At 55.6% G+C, this 21,654-nt stretch carries 28 protein-coding genes; 14 read left to right on the plus strand and 14 right to left on the minus strand.

Annotated features, from left to right (window positions below; genetic code table 11):
• The 5 genes from HFM78_RS07515 to HFM78_RS07535 all read left to right on the plus strand — a co-directional run.
• Nucleotides 1–625, plus strand: a 625-nt coding sequence (locus HFM78_RS07515; protein ID WP_287128812.1) for an energy transducer TonB, incomplete at its 5' end; no start/stop codon positions are given.
• Between the two features lie 59 nt (nt 626–684).
• Nucleotides 685–1,344: an NADH-quinone oxidoreductase subunit NuoI gene (gene nuoI / locus HFM78_RS07520; RefSeq protein ID WP_287128813.1), complete on the plus strand. Its 660-nt coding sequence runs from the start codon at nt 685–687 to the stop codon at nt 1,342–1,344.
• Nucleotides 1,341–1,955, plus strand: coding sequence for an NADH-quinone oxidoreductase subunit J (locus HFM78_RS07525; protein ID WP_287128814.1), 615 nt, complete (start codon nt 1,341–1,343; stop codon nt 1,953–1,955). The genes nuoI and HFM78_RS07525 overlap by 4 nt, the downstream gene beginning before the upstream one ends.
• Nucleotides 1,955–2,311: a VOC family protein gene (locus HFM78_RS07530; RefSeq protein WP_287128815.1), complete on the plus strand. Its 357-nt coding sequence runs from the start codon at nt 1,955–1,957 to the stop codon at nt 2,309–2,311. Before HFM78_RS07525 ends, HFM78_RS07530 begins: the two co-directional genes overlap by 1 nt.
• Nucleotides 2,312–2,361: 50 nt before the next feature.
• Nucleotides 2,362–2,901 carry a tetratricopeptide repeat protein gene (locus tag HFM78_RS07535; RefSeq protein WP_287128816.1) on the plus strand — a complete coding sequence of 180 codons (540 nt, stop codon included), beginning with the start codon at nt 2,362–2,364 and terminating at the stop codon, nt 2,899–2,901.
• Here the strand turns inward: HFM78_RS07535 and argC are convergent.
• The 5 genes from argC to groES all read right to left on the minus strand — a co-directional run bounded on the left by argC (nt 2,807) and on the right by groES (nt 8,156).
• A complete protein-coding gene (gene argC, locus HFM78_RS07540) occupies nt 2,807–3,859 on the minus strand; it encodes an N-acetyl-gamma-glutamyl-phosphate reductase (RefSeq protein ID WP_287128817.1) in 1,053 nt (350 codons plus the stop codon). The genes HFM78_RS07535 and argC overlap by 95 nt on opposite strands.
• 2 nt (nt 3,860–3,861) lie before the next feature.
• A complete protein-coding gene (locus HFM78_RS07545; RefSeq protein WP_287128818.1) occupies nt 3,862–4,596 on the minus strand; it encodes a DUF561 domain-containing protein in 735 nt (244 codons plus the stop codon).
• A 244-nt stretch (nt 4,597–4,840) separates the two neighbouring features.
• Nucleotides 4,841–6,085 (minus strand): ankyrin repeat domain-containing protein, encoded by a 1,245-nt coding sequence (locus HFM78_RS07550; RefSeq protein ID WP_287128819.1) that lies wholly within the window; start codon nt 6,083–6,085, stop codon nt 4,841–4,843.
• Between the two features lie 86 nt (nt 6,086–6,171).
• The gene (groL, locus tag HFM78_RS07555; protein WP_287128820.1) at nt 6,172–7,830 is read right to left on the minus strand and encodes a chaperonin GroEL; all 1,659 of its coding nucleotides are present in this window, start codon (nt 7,828–7,830) and stop codon (nt 6,172–6,174) included.
• Nucleotides 7,831–7,841: 11 nt separating this feature from the next.
• Nucleotides 7,842–8,156 (minus strand): co-chaperone GroES, encoded by a 315-nt coding sequence (gene groES / locus HFM78_RS07560; RefSeq protein ID WP_287128821.1) that lies wholly within the window; start codon nt 8,154–8,156, stop codon nt 7,842–7,844.
• A gap of 249 nt (nt 8,157–8,405) precedes the next feature.
• On the opposite strand from groES, the gene HFM78_RS07565 reads away from it, so the two are divergent.
• Both HFM78_RS07565 and HFM78_RS07570 read left to right on the plus strand, forming a co-directional pair.
• On the plus strand, nt 8,406–8,837 hold the full coding sequence (locus HFM78_RS07565; RefSeq protein ID WP_287128822.1) for a helix-turn-helix domain-containing protein: 432 nt from the start codon (nt 8,406–8,408) through the stop codon (nt 8,835–8,837).
• A 133-nt stretch (nt 8,838–8,970) separates the two neighbouring features.
• Complete coding sequence (locus HFM78_RS07570; RefSeq protein ID WP_287128823.1) at nt 8,971–9,474, plus strand: PIN domain-containing protein; 504 nt, start codon at nt 8,971–8,973, stop codon at nt 9,472–9,474.
• A gap of 61 nt (nt 9,475–9,535) precedes the next feature.
• Here the strand turns inward: HFM78_RS07570 and ctaD are convergent, their stop codons facing one another.
• From ctaD to HFM78_RS07595, 5 genes are read right to left on the minus strand one after another with little or no spacing between them, the layout of a single operon-like run.
• Nucleotides 9,536–11,182: a cytochrome c oxidase subunit I gene (gene ctaD / locus HFM78_RS07575; RefSeq protein WP_287128824.1), complete on the minus strand. Its 1,647-nt coding sequence runs from the start codon at nt 11,180–11,182 to the stop codon at nt 9,536–9,538.
• Nucleotides 11,183–11,194: 12 nt separating this feature from the next.
• The gene (gene coxB / locus HFM78_RS07580) at nt 11,195–12,004 is read right to left on the minus strand and encodes a cytochrome c oxidase subunit II (protein WP_287128825.1); all 810 of its coding nucleotides are present in this window, start codon (nt 12,002–12,004) and stop codon (nt 11,195–11,197) included.
• On the minus strand, nt 12,001–12,660 hold the full coding sequence (locus HFM78_RS07585) for a DUF2231 domain-containing protein (RefSeq protein WP_287128826.1): 660 nt from the start codon (nt 12,658–12,660) through the stop codon (nt 12,001–12,003). Before HFM78_RS07585 ends, coxB begins: the two co-directional genes overlap by 4 nt.
• Nucleotides 12,657–13,232 (minus strand): DUF2231 domain-containing protein, encoded by a 576-nt coding sequence (locus HFM78_RS07590; protein ID WP_287128827.1) that lies wholly within the window; start codon nt 13,230–13,232, stop codon nt 12,657–12,659. The genes HFM78_RS07585 and HFM78_RS07590 overlap by 4 nt, the downstream gene beginning before the upstream one ends.
• 50 nt (nt 13,233–13,282) lie before the next feature.
• Nucleotides 13,283–13,948: a TVP38/TMEM64 family protein gene (locus HFM78_RS07595; RefSeq protein ID WP_287128828.1), complete on the minus strand. Its 666-nt coding sequence runs from the start codon at nt 13,946–13,948 to the stop codon at nt 13,283–13,285.
• Nucleotides 13,949–14,111: 163 nt separating this feature from the next.
• On the opposite strand from HFM78_RS07595, the gene HFM78_RS07600 reads away from it, so the two are divergent.
• The 7 genes from HFM78_RS07600 to HFM78_RS07630 are packed head-to-tail and all read left to right on the plus strand — an operon-like array spanning nt 14,112 to nt 19,260.
• Complete coding sequence (locus tag HFM78_RS07600; RefSeq protein ID WP_287128829.1) at nt 14,112–14,234, plus strand: hypothetical protein; 123 nt, start codon at nt 14,112–14,114, stop codon at nt 14,232–14,234.
• 35 nt (nt 14,235–14,269) lie between these two features.
• Complete coding sequence (locus HFM78_RS07605) at nt 14,270–14,407, plus strand: lasso RiPP family leader peptide-containing protein (RefSeq protein ID WP_287128830.1); 138 nt, start codon at nt 14,270–14,272, stop codon at nt 14,405–14,407.
• 27 nt (nt 14,408–14,434) lie between these two features.
• Nucleotides 14,435–15,289: a hypothetical protein gene (locus HFM78_RS07610; RefSeq protein ID WP_287128831.1), complete on the plus strand. Its 855-nt coding sequence runs from the start codon at nt 14,435–14,437 to the stop codon at nt 15,287–15,289.
• Nucleotides 15,286–16,401, plus strand: a complete 1,116-nt coding sequence (locus HFM78_RS07615; protein WP_287128832.1) for a methyltransferase domain-containing protein — start codon at nt 15,286–15,288, stop codon at nt 16,399–16,401. Before HFM78_RS07610 ends, HFM78_RS07615 begins: the two co-directional genes overlap by 4 nt.
• Before the next feature lie 2 nt (nt 16,402–16,403).
• Nucleotides 16,404–17,378, plus strand: a complete 975-nt coding sequence (locus tag HFM78_RS07620; protein ID WP_287128833.1) for an ABC transporter ATP-binding protein — start codon at nt 16,404–16,406, stop codon at nt 17,376–17,378.
• Complete coding sequence (locus HFM78_RS07625) at nt 17,375–18,160, plus strand: ABC transporter permease (RefSeq protein WP_287128834.1); 786 nt, start codon at nt 17,375–17,377, stop codon at nt 18,158–18,160. The genes HFM78_RS07620 and HFM78_RS07625 overlap by 4 nt, the downstream gene beginning before the upstream one ends.
• Nucleotides 18,157–19,260 carry a nucleotidyltransferase family protein gene (locus tag HFM78_RS07630; protein WP_287128835.1) on the plus strand — a complete coding sequence of 368 codons (1,104 nt, stop codon included), beginning with the start codon at nt 18,157–18,159 and terminating at the stop codon, nt 19,258–19,260. The genes HFM78_RS07625 and HFM78_RS07630 overlap by 4 nt, the downstream gene beginning before the upstream one ends.
• Here the strand turns inward: HFM78_RS07630 and HFM78_RS07635 are convergent.
• From HFM78_RS07635 to HFM78_RS07650, 4 genes are all read right to left on the minus strand, one after another.
• Nucleotides 19,235–19,642 carry a lasso peptide biosynthesis B2 protein gene (locus HFM78_RS07635; RefSeq protein ID WP_287128836.1) on the minus strand — a complete coding sequence of 136 codons (408 nt, stop codon included), beginning with the start codon at nt 19,640–19,642 and terminating at the stop codon, nt 19,235–19,237. The two genes, HFM78_RS07630 and HFM78_RS07635, sit on opposite strands and share 26 nt — an antisense overlap.
• A complete protein-coding gene (locus HFM78_RS07640) occupies nt 19,605–19,901 on the minus strand; it encodes a PqqD family protein (RefSeq protein ID WP_287128837.1) in 297 nt (98 codons plus the stop codon). The genes HFM78_RS07635 and HFM78_RS07640 overlap by 38 nt, the downstream gene beginning before the upstream one ends.
• 134 nt (nt 19,902–20,035) lie before the next feature.
• On the minus strand, nt 20,036–20,458 hold the full coding sequence (locus HFM78_RS07645) for a Spy/CpxP family protein refolding chaperone (protein ID WP_287128838.1): 423 nt from the start codon (nt 20,456–20,458) through the stop codon (nt 20,036–20,038).
• Between the two features lie 63 nt (nt 20,459–20,521).
• Complete coding sequence (locus HFM78_RS07650) at nt 20,522–21,334, minus strand: carbon-nitrogen hydrolase family protein (protein WP_287128839.1); 813 nt, start codon at nt 21,332–21,334, stop codon at nt 20,522–20,524.
• Nucleotides 21,335–21,654: the final 320 nt, after the last annotated feature.

Raw genomic sequence — 21,654 nt, forward strand, 5'->3', positions numbered from 1 at the left:
ACCTAAAGCCAAAGCCGCTAAGCCCGCCCCGCCACCCAGAACGCCAGTCCCTGACAATGTTGTAACCACCCCCGAACCCGCTGCTACCAATGTTGCCCCGCAACGCCCGACCCGCAATAGTGGCAATAACCTCGGCGAACTCGCCACCGCTGACCCTACCCCCGCGCCCAAAGCCCGCGCCCAACGTACCTCCAGTGCCCTTGGCGGTCCCTTGAGTGTGGGTACCAACAAGGCTGGGGCCGGACCGGGTGGACGCGGCAACAGTCCCTTGTTTAACCCTGACCGGGCCGGTTCAGGCCAGAGTGTGGACGCCAAAAGTGCAGACTTCGGCCCCTACATGGACAAGCTCCAAGCCCGGGTCAAGCGCAACTGGTTCGCCCCAGAACAACTCAATTCCCGGCGGACGGTCCTCTCTTTCGAGGTTGGACTTGATGGACGGGTGAGCAACTTGAAAGTAGCTCGCTCCTCGGGCAATGCCAACACCGATGCTGCTGCCCTAGATGCGGTCCAACGGGCCCAACCCTTCGCACCGCTCCCAAAAGCCTTTGAAGGGGACCAGATTGCCATTACCTTTACCTTTGATATCAGCGTCTTCAATGCCAACTACCAGGAGCGCGGTTTCTAGGCTGAGGGCTTGAGGGACTTTCAGCCTTATAATGAGTAAGGCCACCTAGCACGCAACCCATGAAATTCCTTGAGAAGATCGGCAGTTACGCAAAAGAAGTCTTGGATTCAGCGAAGTACCTGGGACAGGGCCTAGGATTGGTCTTCAACCATATGAGCCGCAGCGATATTGTCGTTCAGTACCCCTACGAAAAACTCATCCCTTCCGAACGCTTCCGGGGCCGGATTCACTTCGAGCGGGCCAAGTGCATCTCCTGTGAAGTCTGTGTGCGGGTCTGTCCAATTAACTTACCCGTCGTGGACTGGCACCTCAATAAAACCACGAAAAAGAAAGAACTCTATTCCTATTCCATTGATTTCGGAGTCTGTATCTTTTGCGGTAACTGTGTGGAATACTGCCCCACCAACTGCCTTTCGATGACCGAAGAGTATGAGCTATCAGTCTATGACCGCCACGAACTGAACTTCGATGATGTGGCTCTCGGTCGTCTACCGTCACGGGTCCTTGATGACCCCATGGTCGTGACCCAGCGCGAATTTGCCTACTTACCCAAGGGGGCCATCAACGCCGCTGATTACGGTTCTGGAGGACGGCGTTCAGGACAGTTACCCAGTGAGATCATGACCGCCCTCGCTAAAGCTGACCCCCAGGTTCCCACTAAAGAACCCGGTGTCGCTACCAACGATGCCCCCCACCCGCCACAGGAGCCTAACGGATGAATTTAGGTGAAGGGGTCCGGCTTGTTTCCTTTGGGATTTTGGCCTTGATTGTTCTAGGGGGTGCTCTGGGTGTAGTTTTGGCTCCGAGCATGGTCCACGCAGCTTTCCTCTTGGGGTTGGTCTTTGTGGGGATGTCTGGGCTTTATTTACTACTCAATGCTGATTTCGTGGCAGCGGCGCAAATTTTAATCTATGTGGGTGCGGTCAACGTCCTGCTGCTCTTTGCCATCATGTTAGTCAACCGCCGTATACCCGATGCTGCTGCGGGGAAGCGGGGCCTCCGCAACACGATTGCCGGTTTTGTTTGCCTATTTGTTTTTGGTTCCTTGGTGAATGGTGTAGTCCGGGTACCGTGGCCCATTTCCACGGAGACTCCGATTGCCAACTCTACGCTCCGCATCGGCGAGCAGTTTTTCAGCTATTATTTGCTGCCCTTTGAAGCAGTTTCGATTTTGCTGTTGTTAGCTCTCGTCGGGGCGATTATCCTGGCACGGCGTGAATTTGTACCTGACCGGACTGAATCGGGGGACCAGCCCTTGGTCCTGCCTGAGCGTCCCCGGGCTGAGATGGACGAGACTCCGAAGTTACCCGAGACCACGGGCCGCCGCTGATGCAGGTCCTCGGCTGTGTACATGTGGCTCTTTTGGTAAGTGACCTTGCCCAAGCCGAGCATTTTTACAGCATAGTTTTGGGCTTAGAGCCGTTACCTCGGAATGTGAAGTTCGCGGGTTTATGGTACCGGGTGGGTGAGCTTGAGTTGCATTTCGTGGCGGTAGCCCGAGTCCCCTCAGACCTAGTGGAACCCGCCCGTTGGGGCCGTAACCGACATTTAGCGTTCAAAGTCGCGGATTTAGCCGCCGCCAAAGCCCACTTATTGGCCCAGGGTTATCCGGTCCAGATGAGTTCCACGGGGCGGGCTGCTCTTTTTACGCGTGATCCAGACGGCAACATTATTGAACTCGGGTGATTACCTCCAGTCAATTGGCTATCCTAAGGCTAGTGCTGAGTGAATTACCTATGTCTCGGAGCCTACGCTGGTCCCTGTCGCTGTTTTGCTTGGGTTTGCTCGTCCAACCCGTCCAGGCCAACCGCATTCAAGAATTGGCAAGCCAAGCCGGTGAACTTGCCCGCAACGGCTACCCCAGCAGTGCCATTGAGCTTTACCAAAAAGCAATTATCCTCGACAGTGCCCAACCCCCTCCCCGTCGGGATGCGGCCCTCTACTTCAATATGGCTCTCTTACTCCTGGATGGCTCCAAGATTGAGCAAGCAGAAGTTGCCCTTAAACAGGCGATCACGATCAATCCCAACCACCTCAAGGGCCACTTCAACCTAGGACTGCTTTATGCTGACCTTGGCAAGAAAGAAGAGGCCAAAAAAGAACTGGGGGAAGCCCTTGCCCTCGCTTCCAATAATGCTTCTTTGGCGGAGTACATCCTGCAGACTATCGAGGAGCGCGAGATTATGGATAGTAGCCCGTCTGCGGCAGCCCCAAAGTCTCAGGCCAGCCCTGCCTCAAATTCAAACATTGCACCGCCTGCGCCGACTGCCCCTTAAGTAAGTTATCAATGACCGCGACTACCACGACCCGCCCGGTCCGGCTGTCAGCCTCCAGACCGATGAAGCAATTATTAGTCCCAATCACCCACTTAGTTTGGGGGTAGATGTCAATTTTGAAAACCTTGACGAAGGGCGAGTGCCGATAAAAAGCCTCGTAAATCGTCAGGATGTCCTCTGTTACTAAACCGGGGTCACGCATTTGTCCGTAGAGCGTCACCAGAATCCCCCTCGTCATCGGTACAAGATGGGGCGTGAATTGCACTTGGATGTTCTTGGTACCCGCGAGGTCACTACAGATCTGTTCAATCTCTGGGGTATGACGGTGACGACCGATTTTGTAAGCCCGCACTGACCCGTCCACCTCCGCAAAGAGTTGGTCCACGTGGGCTTCTCGTCCGGCCCCAGAAGTACCAGACTTGGCATCAATAATCAGACTCTCCGGTAAAACGAGGCCCTGTTTAAGCAAAGGGGCTGCCGCCAGCAAAGAGGCCGTGGGATAGCATCCCGGACAACCGATGAGTTGAGCACGTTTAATCCGTTCCCGGTAGAGCTCGGGCAGGCCGTACACCGACTGTTGAGCCGTGGCGTGGTCCGTGCGCGGTTTGGCATACCACTGTTCGTACAGATGTAAATCCTGGAACCGATAGTCTGCCGACAGGTCCAGGACCTGACAGCCCCCAGCCACCAGTTCGGGCACCAAGTCAGCCGCAATCCCGTTGGGGACCGCCATAAACACGACTTGGCAACGCTCAATGATCCGGCTGGGGACGATGGGTTCGCAGATGAGATTAATCTTGTCCTCAGGCAAGAAGGGGTAAAGCTTCTGGATCGGTACATCCGTGTTACGGTTGGCCCCCAGGTACGTCAACTCCACCTCGGGATGGTCCATCAGGATGCGGATGAGTTGCAGCCCCCCGTAACCCGTGGCCCCGACAATGCCAACCGTGGTTTTCATGGTTAGAGGACCGGGAGACGGGCGGGTTGCGCCGCCTCGACCAAGGCCCGTACCGTGGCAATCATCATCACTTCATCCCGTAGACGATTTACTGCCCGACCAATGCCGACCCCTTGGGCACCGGCGGCGAGGGCCATGGGGACAGTGACTACCGAGAGACCCGAGGCACAGAGGACTGGGACGGCGACGGCACGACTGAGTTCGTAGGCGGCGGCTAGGGCCGGGGCGGCTTTTTGGATGAGGCCCAGAGTACCAGGTTGACTGGGGTGACTACTGGTACCGCCCTCAGTCTGCAAGAGGTCCGCCCCGGCTTGGACTAGTTGTTGGGCCAAGTGTGCTTGTTCAACCAAGGCCAGGGTATGGGGCACAGTGACACAGAGGAGGGTGTTCGGCAAAAGTTGCCGAGTGCGCTGAGTGAGCGCGAGGACCTGTTCAGCACTGAAGGTCTGGCCCTGTTCATAGAAACAATCAAAATTCCCCAGTTCCACTAAGTCTGCCCCCCAGCCAACGGCTTGGGCTAATTGTTCAGGTTCAATGGCTGAGACACAGACGGGTAAGGGACTCAACTTGGCTCGCCGGATGAGTTGTTCATCGCAGGCGATGTCTACATAGGTGGCCCCGCCCTGGTAGGCAGCCCGGACCACCCGCGCCACTTGCTCACCGTCGAAGTTGTCCAACCCGGCAATGACCTTCACACACCCGCGCCCCGCTAGGGCAGTCTGAATTACTTTGACCATGGGTTCCCTCTTTTTCATCTCTTATCAGGATAGAACACCAACCACCCCGGTAACGTCCGCAGACCTATCTGCCCTAGGCTAGAGGAGCCTGCTCAAACCAATAGTGAGCTTGTCAAAACCACCATTGATCTTATTAAAACCAACAGTGAGCCTGACCCAACCGATAGTCCCGCTGCACAATAAGCTGGGGGTCATGCGTAGGTCATCAAATAGAAACTTACTGCAAGGGTAAGCTTGGGAAGTCTTACCCCCGCTTGCCCGTACCGAGAAGTTGACGAATCTCGGCGTTGGCACCCATTTGGGCGTACTGACGGGCCGTGTTGCCTTGGTTGTCGGCTAAGTCGGGCGATGCACCCCGAGCCAACAGGAGTTTCACCATTGCCGGATACCCCCCGACCACCGCCGCCATTAGCGGTGTCCAACCCCGTAGGTTACGGGCATTCACCGCGATCCCCTGGGCTAGGAGTTGCTCAACTTGGGCCGTCTGACCTTGAATTGCCGCATCCCAGATATCTTCAGGAGGGGCAACAGGGCGCTCAGGAACTCGGGTCATGGCGGGGCGGGGCGGCGTAGCGAGCGGTCGGGCTTGGTCAGTCCAAGCCGCCGCGTAATGGCGGGCGAGCTCCGTCTTGGTGGTCTGAGTCAACCCTTGACCAGCCCGAAACTCAAAACCTAAGACGATTAGCCCCCCTGCTTCCTGGGGATACATGATGTCCTCGCTGTTGTCGTTATGACCCAGGCCCAGGGTATGACCCAGCTCATGAACCAAAAGACCGTGGAGGTCTGCCGGGGGTTTTTGCTCGACATTCTCCAAGGGAATATCCATCATCGGAATGGGCAGTACGAAACCCAACAAACTGGTGGGAATGACCCGCCTTTTGAGGTGCAACACTTGAATAGTGATTTCGCTCCCTAGGATTTGCCAGAACTGACTCCCCGGTAAGGGACTGACCAGTCGGGGCGACTCAAAACCCGCTACATTTAATTTCTCGTTGGCACTCCAGGTAATTCTGACGCGGGCCGCACTCGCCGTGGGAGTCTGGATAAAAATAGGCTTGCCCTGGATACCCGTGTCATTCCAAGTCTGTAAAGCACTGCGGACAACCTGTTCATACTCGGCTTGGGCGCGGTCATAGGGCGCGGGGACTTTTTCCACAAAAACGGCTAAGGGCAGACTGCCGGGGGGCCAAGCGCGGGTCGGCCCCTCTTGAGACCAGTTCTTCGCCGGAGCAGGCGGGGTCGGGGGGGTAACAGCGATGGCTTGGGGCCGACTCAAAAGTACACTGTCCTGGCTATCCACGCGCCGGTCGCCGTTGAGGTCCGCCCGTTGGAGTTGCTGTTCAGAAAGTAACCCAGTGCCTTGGAGGTATTGATCCAGCAGATCTTGGTCGGCGGGTCCGACCTGTTGATCGCCATTCAGGTCGCCTAGCTGGGCTTGGACTGGGATGATGAGGGCGAGCCATAGCGAACACAACAAAATAGTACGCATGGAGGGTCAGTATACTTCTGCTTACTATACCCACGCCCAAGCAAAAAGGCGGCCCCATGACCGCCTTTCTCGATGGATGGACTGGGTTACATCATGCCGCCCATGCCGCCCATACCACCCATACCACCCATGCCGCCCATATCCGGGGCACCACCGCCGCCTTTATTCTTCTCAGGCAGGTCCACGATCAGGACTTCGGTGGTCAGGAGCATCCCCGCAATGGAAGCAGCGTTTTGCAGCGCGGAGCGGACGACCTTCGCCGGGTCCACAATCCCTGCTTCCAGCATGTTAACGAACTGGTTGTTGAGGGCATCAAAGCCCATCTCTTCGCCAAGTTCACGGACTTTCTGGACGATGACCGAGCCTTCAAGACCAGCGTTCTCAGCGATCTGACGCACCGGGGCTTCAAGGGCACGCGAGACGATCTGGGCACCAATGGCTTCTTCGGCACTAAGGGTCGCCTGGATCTCAGCAATCCGCTTGGTCAGATGGAGCAGCGTTGTACCGCCGCCAGGGACAATCCCTTCTTCAACCGCCGCTTTAGTCGCGTTGAGGGCGTCCTCAATGCGGAGCTTGCGGTCCTTGAGTTCGGTCTCAGTTGCCGCTCCGACTTTAATCACTGCCACACCACCCGAGAGTTTAGCAAGCCGCTCCTGGAGTTTCTCGCGGTCAAACTCAGAATCGCTGGCTTCCATCTGTTGACGGATTTGGGCAATGCGCTTGGCGACGGCTTCAGTGTTACTGTCTCCAGCAACAATGGTCGTCTTGTCCTTCGTCACGGTCACTTTACGGGCTTGGCCCAGCATATCCAGAGAGGCATTCTCAAGCTTGAGACCAATATCTTCGGAGATGACATCGCCGCCAGTCAGAACCGCAATGTCCTGGAGCATGGCCTTACGACGGTCCCCGAAACCAGGTGCTTTGACCGCACAAACATTCAGGACCCCACGCAGTTTGTTGACGACTAGGGTGGCGAGAGCTTCCCCTTCGATGTCTTCCGCCAAGATGACTAGGGGCCGACCGGAACGGGCCACTTTTTCGAGGACGGGGATCAAGTCGGTGATGATCGAGATTTTTTTGTCGGTAATCAAGAGCATCGGGTCGGTCAGTTCCGCCACCATGCGCTCAGCGTCGGTCATGAAGTAGGGCGAGACGTAACCTTTTTCAAATTGCATCCCCTCAACCACTTCCACTTCGGTGAAGAGCGAACGGGATTCTTCGACGGTGATGACGCCTTCTTTGCCGACTTTCGCCATGCCTAGAGCAATCATCTGACCAATTTCGGGGTCGCCCGCCGAGATCGTGGCAACTTCCGCGATGATTTTGTCGTCTTCGACTTTTTTGGACATCTCAGCAATGAATTCGACGAGCTTGGCAACGGTCTTCTCAATCCCGCGCTTGAGGGCGATGGGGTTGGCTCCGGCGGCGACGTTTTTGAGTCCTTCTTTAATCAAGGCTTGGGCCAAAACTGTCGCGGTGGTGGTCCCGTCCCCGGCGACATCGTTGGTTTTGGAGGCAACTTCGCGGATGAGTTGGGCCCCGGTGTTTTCGAGGGGGTCTTCGAGTTCAATTTCTTTGGCGATGGTTACGCCGTCATTGATGATCTGGGGAGCCCCGAATTTCTTTTCGAGGACCACGTTCCGGCCTTTGGGACCGAGGGTGACGCGGACGACATCGGCGAGGGCGTTGACGCCACGCTCTAGGGAGCGGCGGGCATTCTCATCAAATACAATCTGTTTTGCCATGGTGATGCTCCTTATTCTGCAATCGCGAGGATGTCTTTTTCGTTGACCAAGAGGTATTCAGCCCCTTCGATTTTGACTTCGGTGCCGCTGTACTTGCTGTAGAGGACGCGGTTGCCCACTTGGACTTCCATCGTTGCTCGGTCGCCCTTTTCGAGCTTGCGCCCCGGACCCACCGCCACGACTTCCCCGAGTTGGGGCTTCTCTTTAGCGGTATCAGGCAGGAATAACCCACCCGCCGTGCGCTCTTCTTGCGCCACAATTTTAATGAGGACTCGGTCGCCCAAAGGACGCAGGGAAGACGCGCCCACCGTCAATGTTGTCGCCATGTGCCAGTCTCCAATTCAGTTCAAACTTTAGCACTCTGTGCCTTCAAGTGCTAAGTGTACTGTAAATCACAAAACTTGGCAAATTTGACTGCCCTAGGGAACGGCACTCAGCTAGCTATGGCGGATTTGCATCTAAGGGCAGATCTATTCAAGTTCAGTAAAAAAGGGATGGACTTTTTCGGATATTTCGTTTATTTTATAGGAGTGACTGATGAGGTTCTCAGAATGAGCAACCATAAATGTCAAGAAATGCTTACCTTGTCTCCCTTGCCAGAAGACGAGCTAGCCATTGCCCAACTAGAGCAGCTTTTGTCTAAAGGCATTCCTCGACTTATCGGGACTAACGATCAGGAAATTCCACTCCCGCCCCAAGTTTTTGAGATGTTACATAAAATCATCCAATGCATGGTAAGCGGGCAAGTGTTACACCTTATCCCGGCAGAGCAGGAAATGACGACGCAGCAAGCAGCGGACTTACTCAATGTATCTCGTCCTTTTTTAGTCAAAGAACTAGAAAAAGGTGAGATCCCCTTTCGAGCAGTGGGTTCTCATCGGCGGGTGCAGTTCAAGGATGTTATGGCTTACAAGAACTGTCGTGACCAAAAGCGTCGGAGAATCTTGGATGACCTGACAGCGCTAGGTCAGAAACTCGGACTCTATGACTTTGAGGACACTCCATGAGTGAAACCTAGTTCAAAATTCAACAAAGTGAAGCATGACTCCGTATAATAAGGAGTCGTGCCTCATTCCGAAATGAACACTGATTCCCCCGCTGTATTAGATGCTTGTGTTTTATTTCCTTTCTACGTGAGGGATGGTTTTACTAAGAGTTACAGAAGCAGAGCTTTATCAGGTTTACTTTTCTGAAGAGATACTTAATGAGGCTACTAGAAACCTCCTTGCAAAAGGGAAAGTTGCTTCTGAAAGAGATGCGTTGCTACTCAAGAATGGAATTATTGCGGCTTTTCCTGAGGCAATGATAGAGGCTCCTTACGATTTAATTAATTCAATGCGGAATCATCACAAGGACCGTCATGTATTAGCTACTGCTATTACAGCAAGAGCTAGATTTATAATTACTGAAGACTCCACAGGATTTCCAAAACAAATCTTAGATGAGTATGATATCGAAGCTCAGCACCCAGACAAATTTTTGACCGATTTGTGCCGCCTATATCCTAAGCAGATACTGGTAGCCATTCGTGGGCAAGCTAACAAACTAAGAAAACCACGCGTAATCGTAAAAGAGCTTCTAGACAGCTTAAGCAAAGAGCTTCCTAACTTTGTTGCTGAAATCAGGAAAGATGCAAATACGTAAAAAGACATTGCAGAATATTACCCAAAGTTCTAATCCCCCCTTTGAAAATCTCCCCTGAGAACTAGCGGGACTCGTCTTCGTTGAGAGTTTGTTCTTTGGCCTTGTCCTCGCGTCCGTACTCGTAGGGACCGGAGGTGACGACGGGGAGTTTGACGAAATTTTCCACCGGGGGCGGCGAGGGGACGGTCCATTCCAGACTGTAGCCGTTCCAGGGATTGGCCCCGGCGGGACGGCCCCGGACCCAACTGAGCACTGCGTTAAAGATGAAAGGCAGGGTCGAAATGCCCAGCAAGAACCCGCCCGTACTGACGATTAAGTTGACTAGCGTGAACTGGGGGTCATAAATTGCCACTCGACGCGGCATTCCCAAGAGCCCTAGCTGGTGCATCGGGAAAAAGCAGAGGTTGAACCCGATAAATGAAGTCCAGAAGTGAATCTGACCCAGGGTTTCATTCATCAGCCGCCCGGTCATCTTCGGGAACCAATAATACATTCCCGCATAGAGACCAAAGACACTCCCGCCAAAGAGGACGTAATGGAGGTGCGCTACGACAAAATACGTATTGCTGACGTGGATATTCACGGGCACTGAGGCGAGCATAATCCCCGTCACCCCACCAATGACAAACATCCCCACAAAACCCATGGCAAAAAGCATCGCTGTATTGAGCAAGATTTTCCCGCCCCAGAGCGTCGCTAGCCAGTTGAAGACCTTAATCCCCGTCGGTATTGCAATGATCATTGAGGTGAACATGAAGAACATCCTGAGCCAGCCCGGGGTCCCACTGGTGAACATATGGTGTGCCCAGACCGTGAAACCCAAGACCGCAATCGCCACGGTGGAGAGCGCGATGACCCGGTAGCCAAACAGAGGCTTACGGGCAAAAGTCGGCAGGACCTCCGAGATAATCCCCATGGCGGGCAGGATCATGATGTAGACCGCCGGATGAGAATAGAACCAGAACAAGTGCTGGTATACCACCGGGTTGCCGCCCCCCGTGGGATTGAAGAAGCTCGTCCCCGCGCTCAAGTCAAAGGTCAATAGGATCAAGGCCCCGACGAGAACGGGCGCCGAGAGCAGCGTGATGGCTGAGGTAACTAAGGTATTCCAGACGAAAATTGGCATCCTGAAGAGGTCCATCCCCTCCGCCCGCATGGACCAGATTGTGACAATAAAGTTGATCGCCGCCAGGATCGAGGAGGTTCCTAACACAATCACACTGATGATCCAGAGCAGTTGCCCGTTGATAAAGTCAGTCGCGCTCGTGCTGAGCGGTGGATAGGCCCACCAGCCCGATTGCGCCGGACCGCTGGGAATCAGGTAACTAGATAGCAATAAAGCCCCGCCCACCGGGATAATCCAAAAACTAATCGCATTGAGCCGGGGAAAGGCCATATCTCTAGCCCCAATTAGCAGGGGGATCAGATAATTGCCAAACCCCGCTGAGGCCGGGATGATCCACAGAAAGATCATCACCGTGGCATGGATCGTGAAAAGACCGTTATAGACATCTGGCTCGACCACGTTGGTCTCCGGGGTCGCGAGTTCCGCCCGGATCACCATTGCCATGAAGCCGCCCAACAAATAAAAGAAGAAGGACGTGACGAGATACTGAATCCCAATCACCTTGTGGTCCGTGCTGAAACCAAAGTATTTACGCCAATCACCAGACTCTTTGAATACATCCAAACTCGAAGCATCAACCATGACGGGTTCCCCTTAAGGTTGGACAGCAGCCTGTTCTTTAAGCCAGCGTTGATACTCGGGAATAGTCTCTACTTTCACCTCAACCTTCATCGCCCCGTGGTAGGCCCCGCAGAGTTGGGTGCAGTTAAGCACATAAGTGCCAGTCTTAGTGGGCCGGAAACGCACACTGGTCGTCTGACCGGGGATCACATCCTGTTTGAGCCGGAACTCCGGTACCCAAAACCCGTGCAGGACATCCTTAGAACGCATCACCAAACGCACTTCCTGGTCTACGGGGAGATGAAGTTCACCCGTGGGGACTTTCACGCCGGGATAGGTGAACAGCCACGCCCACTGTTGCGCCTCCACCTGGATTTCTAGATCCACTGCGGCATCCCGGACTGCCGGGGTGTCGTCCTGGGCTTCAGCACTAGAGAGCAGGGTGGTGTGGGTATGCCCCGCCGTGAGGGAAGCCGTCTCGCTAATTTCTTGATAGACGTTATAACTGCTGATGGAAATGAAAAGGACTAAGGCTGTCGGGATCGCAGTCCAGAGGACCTCTAGCGTGAGTACGCCTTCAACCGGCTGACCGTCCCCGGTCTCCCCAGGTTCCCGCCGAAAAGCGAGGGCCGCGTAGAGCAACACGCCAATCACAAAAAAACTAATCCCCGCGCCCACCACCAGCATGAACCGGAACAACCCATCAATTGGAGGCGCTTCTTCTGCCGCCGCAATGGGCAAGAAGAAGTCCGCATTGACCCCCACCCAATAGGTCAGCAATAACACAATCGTTAAACCCGCCCCATAGACCCAGGGTCCGGTGGGGATGCGGGGAATTCTCATGGCTCGGCTCCCGTCGGGTTAGATTGACGCGGTGGATTAAAAGGGTCCGGCAATTGGTCTATGCTGACCGCCTCGCCCCGTTCTTTTTGGAGCCGCAGGCCGTTAACGGTCGTGTTGTGAATGCCAAAGTCTGTAGACAGATGAGCACCCATCTCGCCTTGGACCACAATCATCCCCGCCGTGACCGCAGCGGCAAATAGATAGGGAATCTGCACCTGCCGGGGTTGATTAACACGCCACTGATACCGTTGGCAGCCCCGCCAAACCGCCAGAAGGACCAGCAAAAAAAGAATAATCGTCCCGCCGACCCCATGAATCAGCATCGTCCGGGAAGCCGAGAGTCCCCACGCACTGACTTCAGCAGCAGGAGGCTGGGCCAAAAACATCTCAAAGAAGCCAAAGGCGACCGTGGCAAAGGTAAAGGTGGCTGACCCGACTAGATTCCACCAACCCAGGTCAAAGAAGACAGCACGACCGGGAGCGAGTTTACCCATGAGCGGCTTCGCAAAAACATACAAGGCCCCAATCACATCAAACAAAAATGCCAGCAAAAACAACCCAATCGTGAAATGGACCAGAGTGGGATGGATCGGGACAAGGTAAGGCAGACCATTCAAATAGAGGTCCAAGCCTAAGTTGTCAATGACACTGTTCATGGTTGGGACCCCGTGGTTACGTCGCCGGTTCGAGTCGCTTCCACCACAGGCCGGATATGTACCCCATAAGACCAGACCAGCATCGTCCCCAAAAACGTCTGATAAAACACCAGCCCCACCAACGCAAACCCCGCGCCTAGATAGGGCATCGAGACCTGACGCGGGAAATCCGTACTGACATTACCCAATTTGTTCCGCAATAACGCCCGCCACAACGCCAGCCCCAGGAGCAAGACCGGCAAGATCCAGCCCAGGGTCATGTGTTGACCCAAGACCTGCTCACCCCCGGCTGCCGTCGGGTTCGCCAACCCCGCCTCCACCTGTCCAAAGAAAATTGCAATAATAATCGCCACACTCGCCACCAACAGGTTCCACCAAGCCACGTTTGCCAGACTGCGCTGCTGCGTGAAGTAGGCGATACTGTCGCAGAGGACCGAGAAAACCACGGTCGCAATAACGAAGTGGACCACAATCGGGTGGATTGGACCGGATAGGGGCGGTGGGTACGGTAGGTTGTATTCATTAAGGGCGAAAAAGAGCATCGGACCCAATTGGGAAGATTGCCCTCCCATGGAATTCGGTCTCTTGAAGAAAAAAATCAATCCCAAGGTTGAGCTAGGGTTTAGAAATCTCCGCCCTGCGGGACAGTCTGCTTCTTACTTGCCAACAATACGGGTAAAAGCGAGAGCAGAGCCAGAGCCACCAACGCTCCAAATACACCCCACTTACTCCCCCCGGCAAAAGCCTCCTGTCCACTCGCCCCCAGCCAGGTATAGGCCAGCGTGCCAGGAATAATCCCCACCACTGTCCCCAGCGTAAAGTCTTTGAGCGAAACCCTGGTCAAACCAAACAACGTATTCAATACATTAAAAGGAAGCAGCGGGGTGAGCCGGGTCGAGAGCACGAACCAGAGCGCGTTTCGTTCTAGCCCCTGGTTCAGACTAGCCAGTCGTCCGTTAGCCGCAAACTTTGACTGTGCCCAGTCCCGCGCTAGATAACGTGCAATTAAAAAAGCCCCCATCGCCCCCACCGTCGCCCCAATTATTGAGTAAACCGCACCCAGCATCGCCCCAAACAAGGCCCCACTGACCACGGTTAACAGCGAAGCCGGGACCCCCACCGCCGTAAAAATAGCTTTTAACACCAAGTACCCCAAGGGTGCCCAGACCCCCAAGCCCGCGAGGGTTGCCGTAATCGCCTCACGGCTCAACCACTGACTAAGCGGCGTGAACTGATAGACGACGAGCACCCCAACGAAGCTCAACACTAGTAATAATGGCTTGACCACAGTAACTCCGGCAGCAGGAGGGAGACAGAATTAAGTACGGTTTGTACGGACCTTTGGATTGTGCCTAGTCTAATCAAGCGGCTTCTAGGGAGTCCAGGATTACGTCTGATTGACGGGGTAAATTGAGCATGGTAAGTTACTACAAACCCGGAGGATTTTTGATATGGACCCCAAAAAAAGTTACATCGCCCCCAAGGTTGCCCGTCTCGGTGGCCTGACTGACTTGACCCAAGCTATGAACACTGGGTCGATGTTCGACAGCATGGCTATGACAACCGCGAGCTAAGCTAAAAAGCTTTGCCAGACGACAAGGATGAATTTATGGATGGATGCAAAAAGCCTTACATCACTCCCAGGGTCACGCGCCTTGGGAGTCTAGCCAACCTGACCCAGGCGATGAACACGGGCACGATGGCTGATGGTTCGTTGAGTATGAATGGAGTTCCCCTGATATCCTAGGACCGTCCAACCTCGCTTGATTAAGTTTTGAACACCACTTTTTTACAAATTGCCCAGCGAGAACTCAAGCGAGCTTTTGCTGAGATTAAACTTTCGGTGCGGGTTGTCCCAGCCCTAGTGGAGCCGGATTCGGGCGTAGACGAACGGGGGCGGTATTGGGCCTATCCTTTTGATGATGTGGGACTTTGGCTGGACCCAGATGGACGGGCGGCTGAGGTCTGGATGGTCGCAGACAGTAGCGATGAGCATTTCTTTTTACCCGTGGCGACCTTCACCCTAGGCGTTTGTCTAAACCTCCAGGGTCAGATTGCCATCCATGCCAACGCTGTGGACCTCGCGGGTCAGGCGGTAGCTTTTGTTGGGGATTCGGGGCGCGGTAAGTCTACTTTGACGGCCTATTGTCTATTGCAGGGAGCCGGTTTAATCACCGATGATGTCTTTACGGCGGATGCTCAAGCCCTGGCTCAGCCCGGTTATCCCCGGCTCAAGCTCCTGCCCCAGACCGGACAGCAACTAGGTTTACAGGCGCTTGCCCTCAGTGGTCTGAAAATCCACTACCAGCCCCAGCATCTCCAAGCTAAGTTCCAAGAACAACCCGTCCCCCTGCGTACTATTTATCTCTTGGAGGAGAGTACGGACGGGCGAATTTATAGTGAGACAGTCCCGCCGAGTCAGGCGGTTTTTGCGTTATTGACCCACAGTTACCACGCACTCCTCGGTAATATGCTCTACCAAAGTTTTAGCTACCGCTTGGCTGAGGACCCGTCGTTGCTGGATGCCTATGTGGGTCTAGTGACCCAGGTGCCGGTCAAGCGGTTGTACTATCCCCGCGACTTTAAACGTTTGCCCGGGGTCTATACATTTTTGGTGAATGACCGATGAGTTATGCCTTCCTGGGCGGTCAGCGGTCCATGGCCCTGGATGAACGGCGTAACCGAGCCTATCAACAGGCGTTAGCCCAAGTCATCACCGCCGAGAGTGTGGTTCTGGACCTCGGGGCGGGATTGGGCGTGCTGGGGTTACTAGCGGCCCAATTAGGGGCTAAACGGGTTTATCTCGTTGAACCCGAGGATGTGCTGGGGGTGGCGGCGGACTTCGTGCGGACCCAGGGTCGGCAAGCGCAAGTCGTCTGTCGTCAGGGTTGGATTGAGACGACCCCCCTCCCGGAACCCGTGGATGTACTGGTCTCGGTCTTCACGGGGAATTTTTTGTTGGAAGAGGACCTGTTACCCCTATTGTTTTTAGCCCGCGACCGTTACCTCAAACCCGGCGGCCGGATGATCCCTGACCGGGCGGTAATGGTAGCGGTCCCGGTGAGTGCTCCCCGGCTCCATGCTGAGGAAGTAGCGATCTGGTCTGAGCCGCACCTGGGCTTGGATTTGCAGGCGGGGCGGGCCTACGCGAGCCAACAGATTTACTATGAGCGCAAACACCTAGCCCAGGCCCAATACCTAGCCCAGCCCCTGCCCCTGTGGGAACTGGACCTGACCACGGCCCAAGACACCCACTGTCAAGTGGAAGTGACCTACCCGATTACGGCGGACGGACTCTGCCACGGCTGGTGTGGTTGGTTCGATCTGCGGTTGGGGGATTGGCTCTCCACCTCACCCAAGGACCCGCCCCTGCACTGGTCCGCCGCTTTTTTACCCCTGGACCCGCCCATCGCCGTGACCGTCGGCGAAGAAGTTACCTTCCGGTTGGTCCGTCCGCCCCAGGGTTGTTGGAGTTGGGAGGTCCAGACTACTACCACCCACCGTCGGCATTCCACCTTCCTCGGGCTACCCCTGACTCCCCAGACCCTCCATAGGTCAAGCCTGGACCATCGGCCCCAAAGGACAGTGCGCGGGGAGGCGGCCCGTTTTGTCCTAGAGCATTGCGACGGCAAGTGGACGATCCAACAGTTGAGCGCACAACTCCACCACCGTTACCCGGACCTTTTCAACCCCCAACAGGCGGTACACTATGTGCAATCCCTGGTGAAACAGTACAGCTAATCATGTGGGCTTTCACCCTATCCCAGGTCAGTAAATCCTTCCCCGTCCACTTGCGCCTGCGGGACCTGCTCCGTCAACCCCACCAATGGTTCTTTCGGCCCCGCCAACAGGTGCTTGCCCCCCTCGATCTCAACGTAGCTCAGGGTTCTTGTCTCGCCGTCCTCGGTCCCAATGGCGCGGGTAAGACGACGCTCACTAAGCTTTTAGCTCTCCTCTTAACCCCGGACCAAGGCCAAGTCCAGGTCTTGGGTCAAGATAGCCAAGGCCACAGCCCACAGTTACGGCAAAAAGTCGCCTACGTGGGCACGGGAGAGCGCGGCTGCTATGACCGCCTTTCCGCCCGTGAGAACCTCAACTTTTTCGCCACCCTCTACCAGGTACCGCTGGACCGGATTGAGCCAGTGTTGGCGCAAGTGGGTTTAAGCGGGGCGATGGATAAACCGCTCCAGATGTACTCCAGCGGGATGCGGCAACGGTTCGCGCTGGCTAGGGCCTTGCTGGTTAATCCCCAGATTTTGTTACTCGATGAACCCACCCGTGGCATAGACCCGACGGGCTGCCAGGAACTCTACACGCTAATTGAAGACCTGCGCCGGACGGGGATCACGGTTGTCCTCTGCACCCAAGTCCTCGCTGAGGCGGAGCGGTTAGGCGAACAGTTTCTTTTTTTACAACAGGGCCGGGTCCTCGCCCAAGGCAATCTCGCCCAGATTGCCCAGACCCTCGATCTCAAGGACCGGGTGACCGTGGAGCTGACTCAGCTCTGTCATCCTCAGGACCTCGCCCTACCCTGGACCCTACTGACCTCTACACAGCATCCAACCGGGCAGTTGACCTTCCGGGTGGAGCAAGACAGCATCGAGACCTTTCAACAGATTTTGCAGGGTCTCCGGGGGGCGGGACTGACCGTGCGGGCTGGTGCCATCCAACCCCCTACGTTAGAGACGATTTACACCGCTCTAGTCGAGGGACGATGAAGACCCTGGGGGCTTTTGTCCGGCGGGACTTCCTGGAGCAGAACCGCTACGGACCTTTTTGGATCGGACGGTTGGGCTCGCTATTCCTTCAGGTCTTCAGTACGTTTTTCACCGCCCAACTCTTTAATGGCAATCCGGCCCTCACGCCTTACGGCGGCAATTATTTCGCCTATGCCTTGGTGGGCACCCTCACCCTGCAACTCTTGGTGGTGACGATGGCAGCCCTACCGGGAGCAGTCTACTATGCCCAGACCCAGGGGACTCTGGAGCCTTTGTTGACCAGCCCCACGCCAATCGGGGCGATCTTGGTTGCTGCTTCCAGTTTTGGTATTTTGACGGAATTAGTGGGGATGGTGCTCTTTGCTGGGGTAGCCTGGGTCGTAGATCCAGGGGTCTTTGCTCAGGTCCACTGGGGCGCGTTGGGATTCTTGTTGGCAGTCCATGGGTTGTGTGGTTGGGGGTTGGGATTAGGGATGGCGAGTCTGGCCCTAGCGTATAAAGTCACGACACCCTTGGGGAGTCTAGTCACCGCACTCTGTAGCTTGGGGGCGGGTTATTTTTATCCGGTGGCTCTCCTCCCTGCCCCTCTAGCCACGGTGGTCCAGTTTTTTCCTTTTACCCAGGGGATGGTGGGTCTGCGGAGTGCGATGCAGGGGCAGTTTAACCTAGGGGCGAGTCTAGTCTTCGCTGGGTTCACCCTGGGGGTTTTGCTCTCGGCTTGGTGGGGCTTCCAAAAATCCCTGGGCCTCGCGTACCGTGACGGTACCTTGACTTACCAATGAAGCTAACTCTAAGCCTTGAAGACCAAGTTCTCCTAGCCTGTCTCCGGGGTCAGCCCGTGCCGGAGCTTGCCCTTGATGAGGCGCATTTTTGTCATCGGCTCAACTACCACCGGGTCACAGCCTTGGTCTATCAGCATCTTGTCGCAACGGATACCCTCACCCGGCTCACCCCGGCGACCCAAACCCACCTCAAAGCGACCTATCAGCGCAATATCGGACATAACCTTGCCATTAGCCATCTCTTAACTTCGATTACCCAGATTCTGCAGAAACAGGGCCTGCGGGTCATGGCTCTCAAGGGGGCCTTACTCATTGCGTGCTTCCCCGACTACCTCTTGCGTCGTCAAATGTTGGACCTAGATATCCTGGTGCGCTTTGAGGACCTCTACCCGGCTTACCAAGCTCTGCAAGCGGCGGGCTACCAAACTACCCAGCCCTATCGGTTCCTTTGGCAGCCCCTCTATAACTACACCCTCAATGCCATCCCTTTAATGGGTACCCGCCCGGAGATCCCGCCGGTGCTGGTGGAATTACACTGGCAGTTATTTATCCCGGTCATCAACAATACCCGTTGGTCCATGGCGGAGTTATGGCAACAGGCCGAGTCTTCAAGCTCGGGTTTTGAGCAACCGGACCCCACCGATGTCCTACTCCATCTGGTTGCCCACCAATGTACGGACCTCAAGATTTATCTATCGGGGTTGGTGGATGTCGCCCAACTGCTGAGCCACTGGGCAGACCGTCTGGACTGGGAGGAAGTCGTCCACCGCGCTCGCCGCCGCCACATCTTGATGCACTTAGTAAATATTCTCCGTCTCACCCATGAACTGCTCCAAGTCCCGTTACCCGCTTGCTTCCCTACCCTCGGCCAGCCCCACCTCGCCCGCGCCACACCGGGCTACAACTTACTACTAGAGCGACTTTTTGTGCAAGAGTATACCGAGAACTTCCGTCAGACGCTGCGGATCATCCAACCTTTACGCCGCCTAGAGGACCCGGCCTGGGGCTGGCAACTGTGGCATCAATACTTGGCCCCCGCCGTGGCGGACTGTGGTCATCCCCTCAAAAAACTGCTCAAACAGCGCGGAGGGGCGGCGTAGTCTCGCGCACATCTGACTGGTCATTCAAGATCCACGAGCCATAGCTCACCCAAGCGTGACCGATTTGCTGACCCCAACCGACTTCCAGACGCGCCGCAACACCCTGGGTAACTAACCAGCGATACAACACCAACGAACGGTGCAGACACTGGGGGCGGACTGGGTGAAAGGGCGCGACTAGATAGAGGACCCGGACCCGCCGTTGGATCGCCCGCCATTGCTGGGGAGTGAGTTCTGGGTATTGACTGGGGAGGGGGTCCTGAAGAGCCTGGACCGCCCAAGCATGGAGATGGCGGTCTACCCACCACAGTTGCCCAAAGGCCCAAAACCGCAGGCCCAAGCCCTCAAGTTTGCTCGTGAGCAGTCCAAGTAATGATCCCATACTCAGCAAGGTCCTTCAAAAAGAGCATCAAGTCCTGCTCAACCTGAGCCGAGTCTACTTCATAATCTTGAGCAATCCGCTCCACAATTTGTAGACCCGCTTGCGTCGGGGGTTGGTCACGCAGGGCCTCCCAAAACAAGACTCCAGTTTCATTAAGACTGTAGTACATCCCAGAAGTAATGTGGAGTAAGACAGCCTCCTGCTCCACCTGTCGGTAAAGAATATCGCGGGCAATGGTGAAGTTTGGGATTTCTGTCATAGGTTTACTCGGCAGCTTGAAAAGCCTCAATAGCATACCCCTGTTTTAGGGCCGGCTGACAATCCTACCGCTTAGCCATACACAAAAAAATCCGTGGCTCTTTCCTCATGAGGAAAGAGCCACGGGCAGAAACATCAGAAATTTCCTTGGCGTTGCTCTCTACGGTTATCACGGGTCTGGGCGAGTTTCTGGCGTTGGGCTGGGGTCAGCACAGCCTCAATCTCACCCCGGCGTTGTTGCAGGGAAGCCTTCATCTGGGGTTTGAGGTTCTGCATCTGTTGTTGGAGCCGTTGCGCGGTGGCGGTGTCGCCGTTAGCCTCAGCAGTCCGCATTTGTTGGTGTAGGTTGCGCTGTTGCTCAAAGAGGGTACGGTCTTTCGCCATGATCTGCTGAACCTGTTTACGTTGTTGGGGGCTGAGTTCGAGTTGGTCTAGACCACGCCGCATTTTGCCCATGCCGCGTTGGTTGTCCTGGGGCGCGTAGGTTGGGGTGTTGCTTTGGGCCAAGACCGGCAGGGTCAGACCCAAGAGCAAGACAAGTCCGACGATTGTTCGCATCTTCATTCCTTGTTGACCGTCACAAGCTATCTGACGCGACGACTCAGCCCACTGTTCACCGGATTACATCAACCGGAAGTGGTCCAAAACGGGCAACTGAGTGCGGACTTGGGCCAGCCGTTCGGGATTGATGGGAGCCAAGGCGATCCCCTCGCCGCCATCCCCAGCATCAGCAAGGGTATTCCCCCAGGGGTCCAAGATCATCGCGTGTCCATAGGTCTGGCGGCGGGCGTAGTGTTCACCGACTTGGGCCGGGGCAATAACGTAGCAGGTATTCTCGATAGCTCGTGCCCGGAGTAGGGGCCGCCAGTGGTCCTTGCCGGTATAGGCGGTGAAGGCTGAGGGGACGACGATGACTTCCGCACCCCGCAAGGCCAATTGCCGATAGAGTTCTGGGAACCGTAGGTCATAACAGACGGAGAGACCGATTTTCCCCAGTCGTCCGCCATCCGCCAAAACAACTTCGGTTCCAGAAACGACCGTATCGGACTCGCGGTAGGTGTTGCCATCAGGCAGGTTCACGTCGAAGAGATGGAGTTTGCGGTAGCGGCCGATCACCTCGCCGGTGGGCGCAACCAAGAGCGCGGTGTTAAATAACTTTCCATCCCCCGTTGGAGCCGGAAACCCGCCTCCCAACAGCGTAATACTATGGCGACGAGCGGCCTCAAGTAGGAAAGTCTCGGCGTAGGTGGCAATCGTCTCGGCTTTGGTAATCTTATCTTGCTCCGGCCCCATGAAGGCGAAGTTCTCCGGTAGTCCCACCAGGGAGGCCCCACGACTAACCGCCTCAGCAATCAGTTGTTCAGCCTGGGCAAGGTTGCTCTGGATGCCGGGCGTACTGGTCATCTGGATTGCAGCGGCGATGTAGGGTTCCACAGAGTCAGTCCTTTTAGCGATTATCGTAACGCATCGCTGTCCTGGCAGGAAGGTAGCCCTAATTTCTAGTTCCTAACCTCATGGTGTCCAACTGAGTGCAACACTATGGCACCCAAGTCAACTCCAAGAATTCCTCAAAGTGGTCGGGAGCTGACCTAGTCAGGACTTACGCAAGAGCCATGGGCCTAGCCGGGTGCTTCAGTTGCTGCATCAACCACCCAGAGCATAGCCCCGGCTGGAGTTGATAGATGGTTTGGCCTGTACCATAGGCGACCTCTTTAAGCCCTACCCACACCAGCCGTCCAGTAAGACGGTTTGAA

Source organism: Candidatus Cyanaurora vandensis (assembly GCF_013285555.1).
Classification (GTDB): domain Bacteria; phylum Cyanobacteriota; class Cyanobacteriia; order Gloeobacterales; family Anthocerotibacteraceae; genus Cyanaurora; species Cyanaurora vandensis.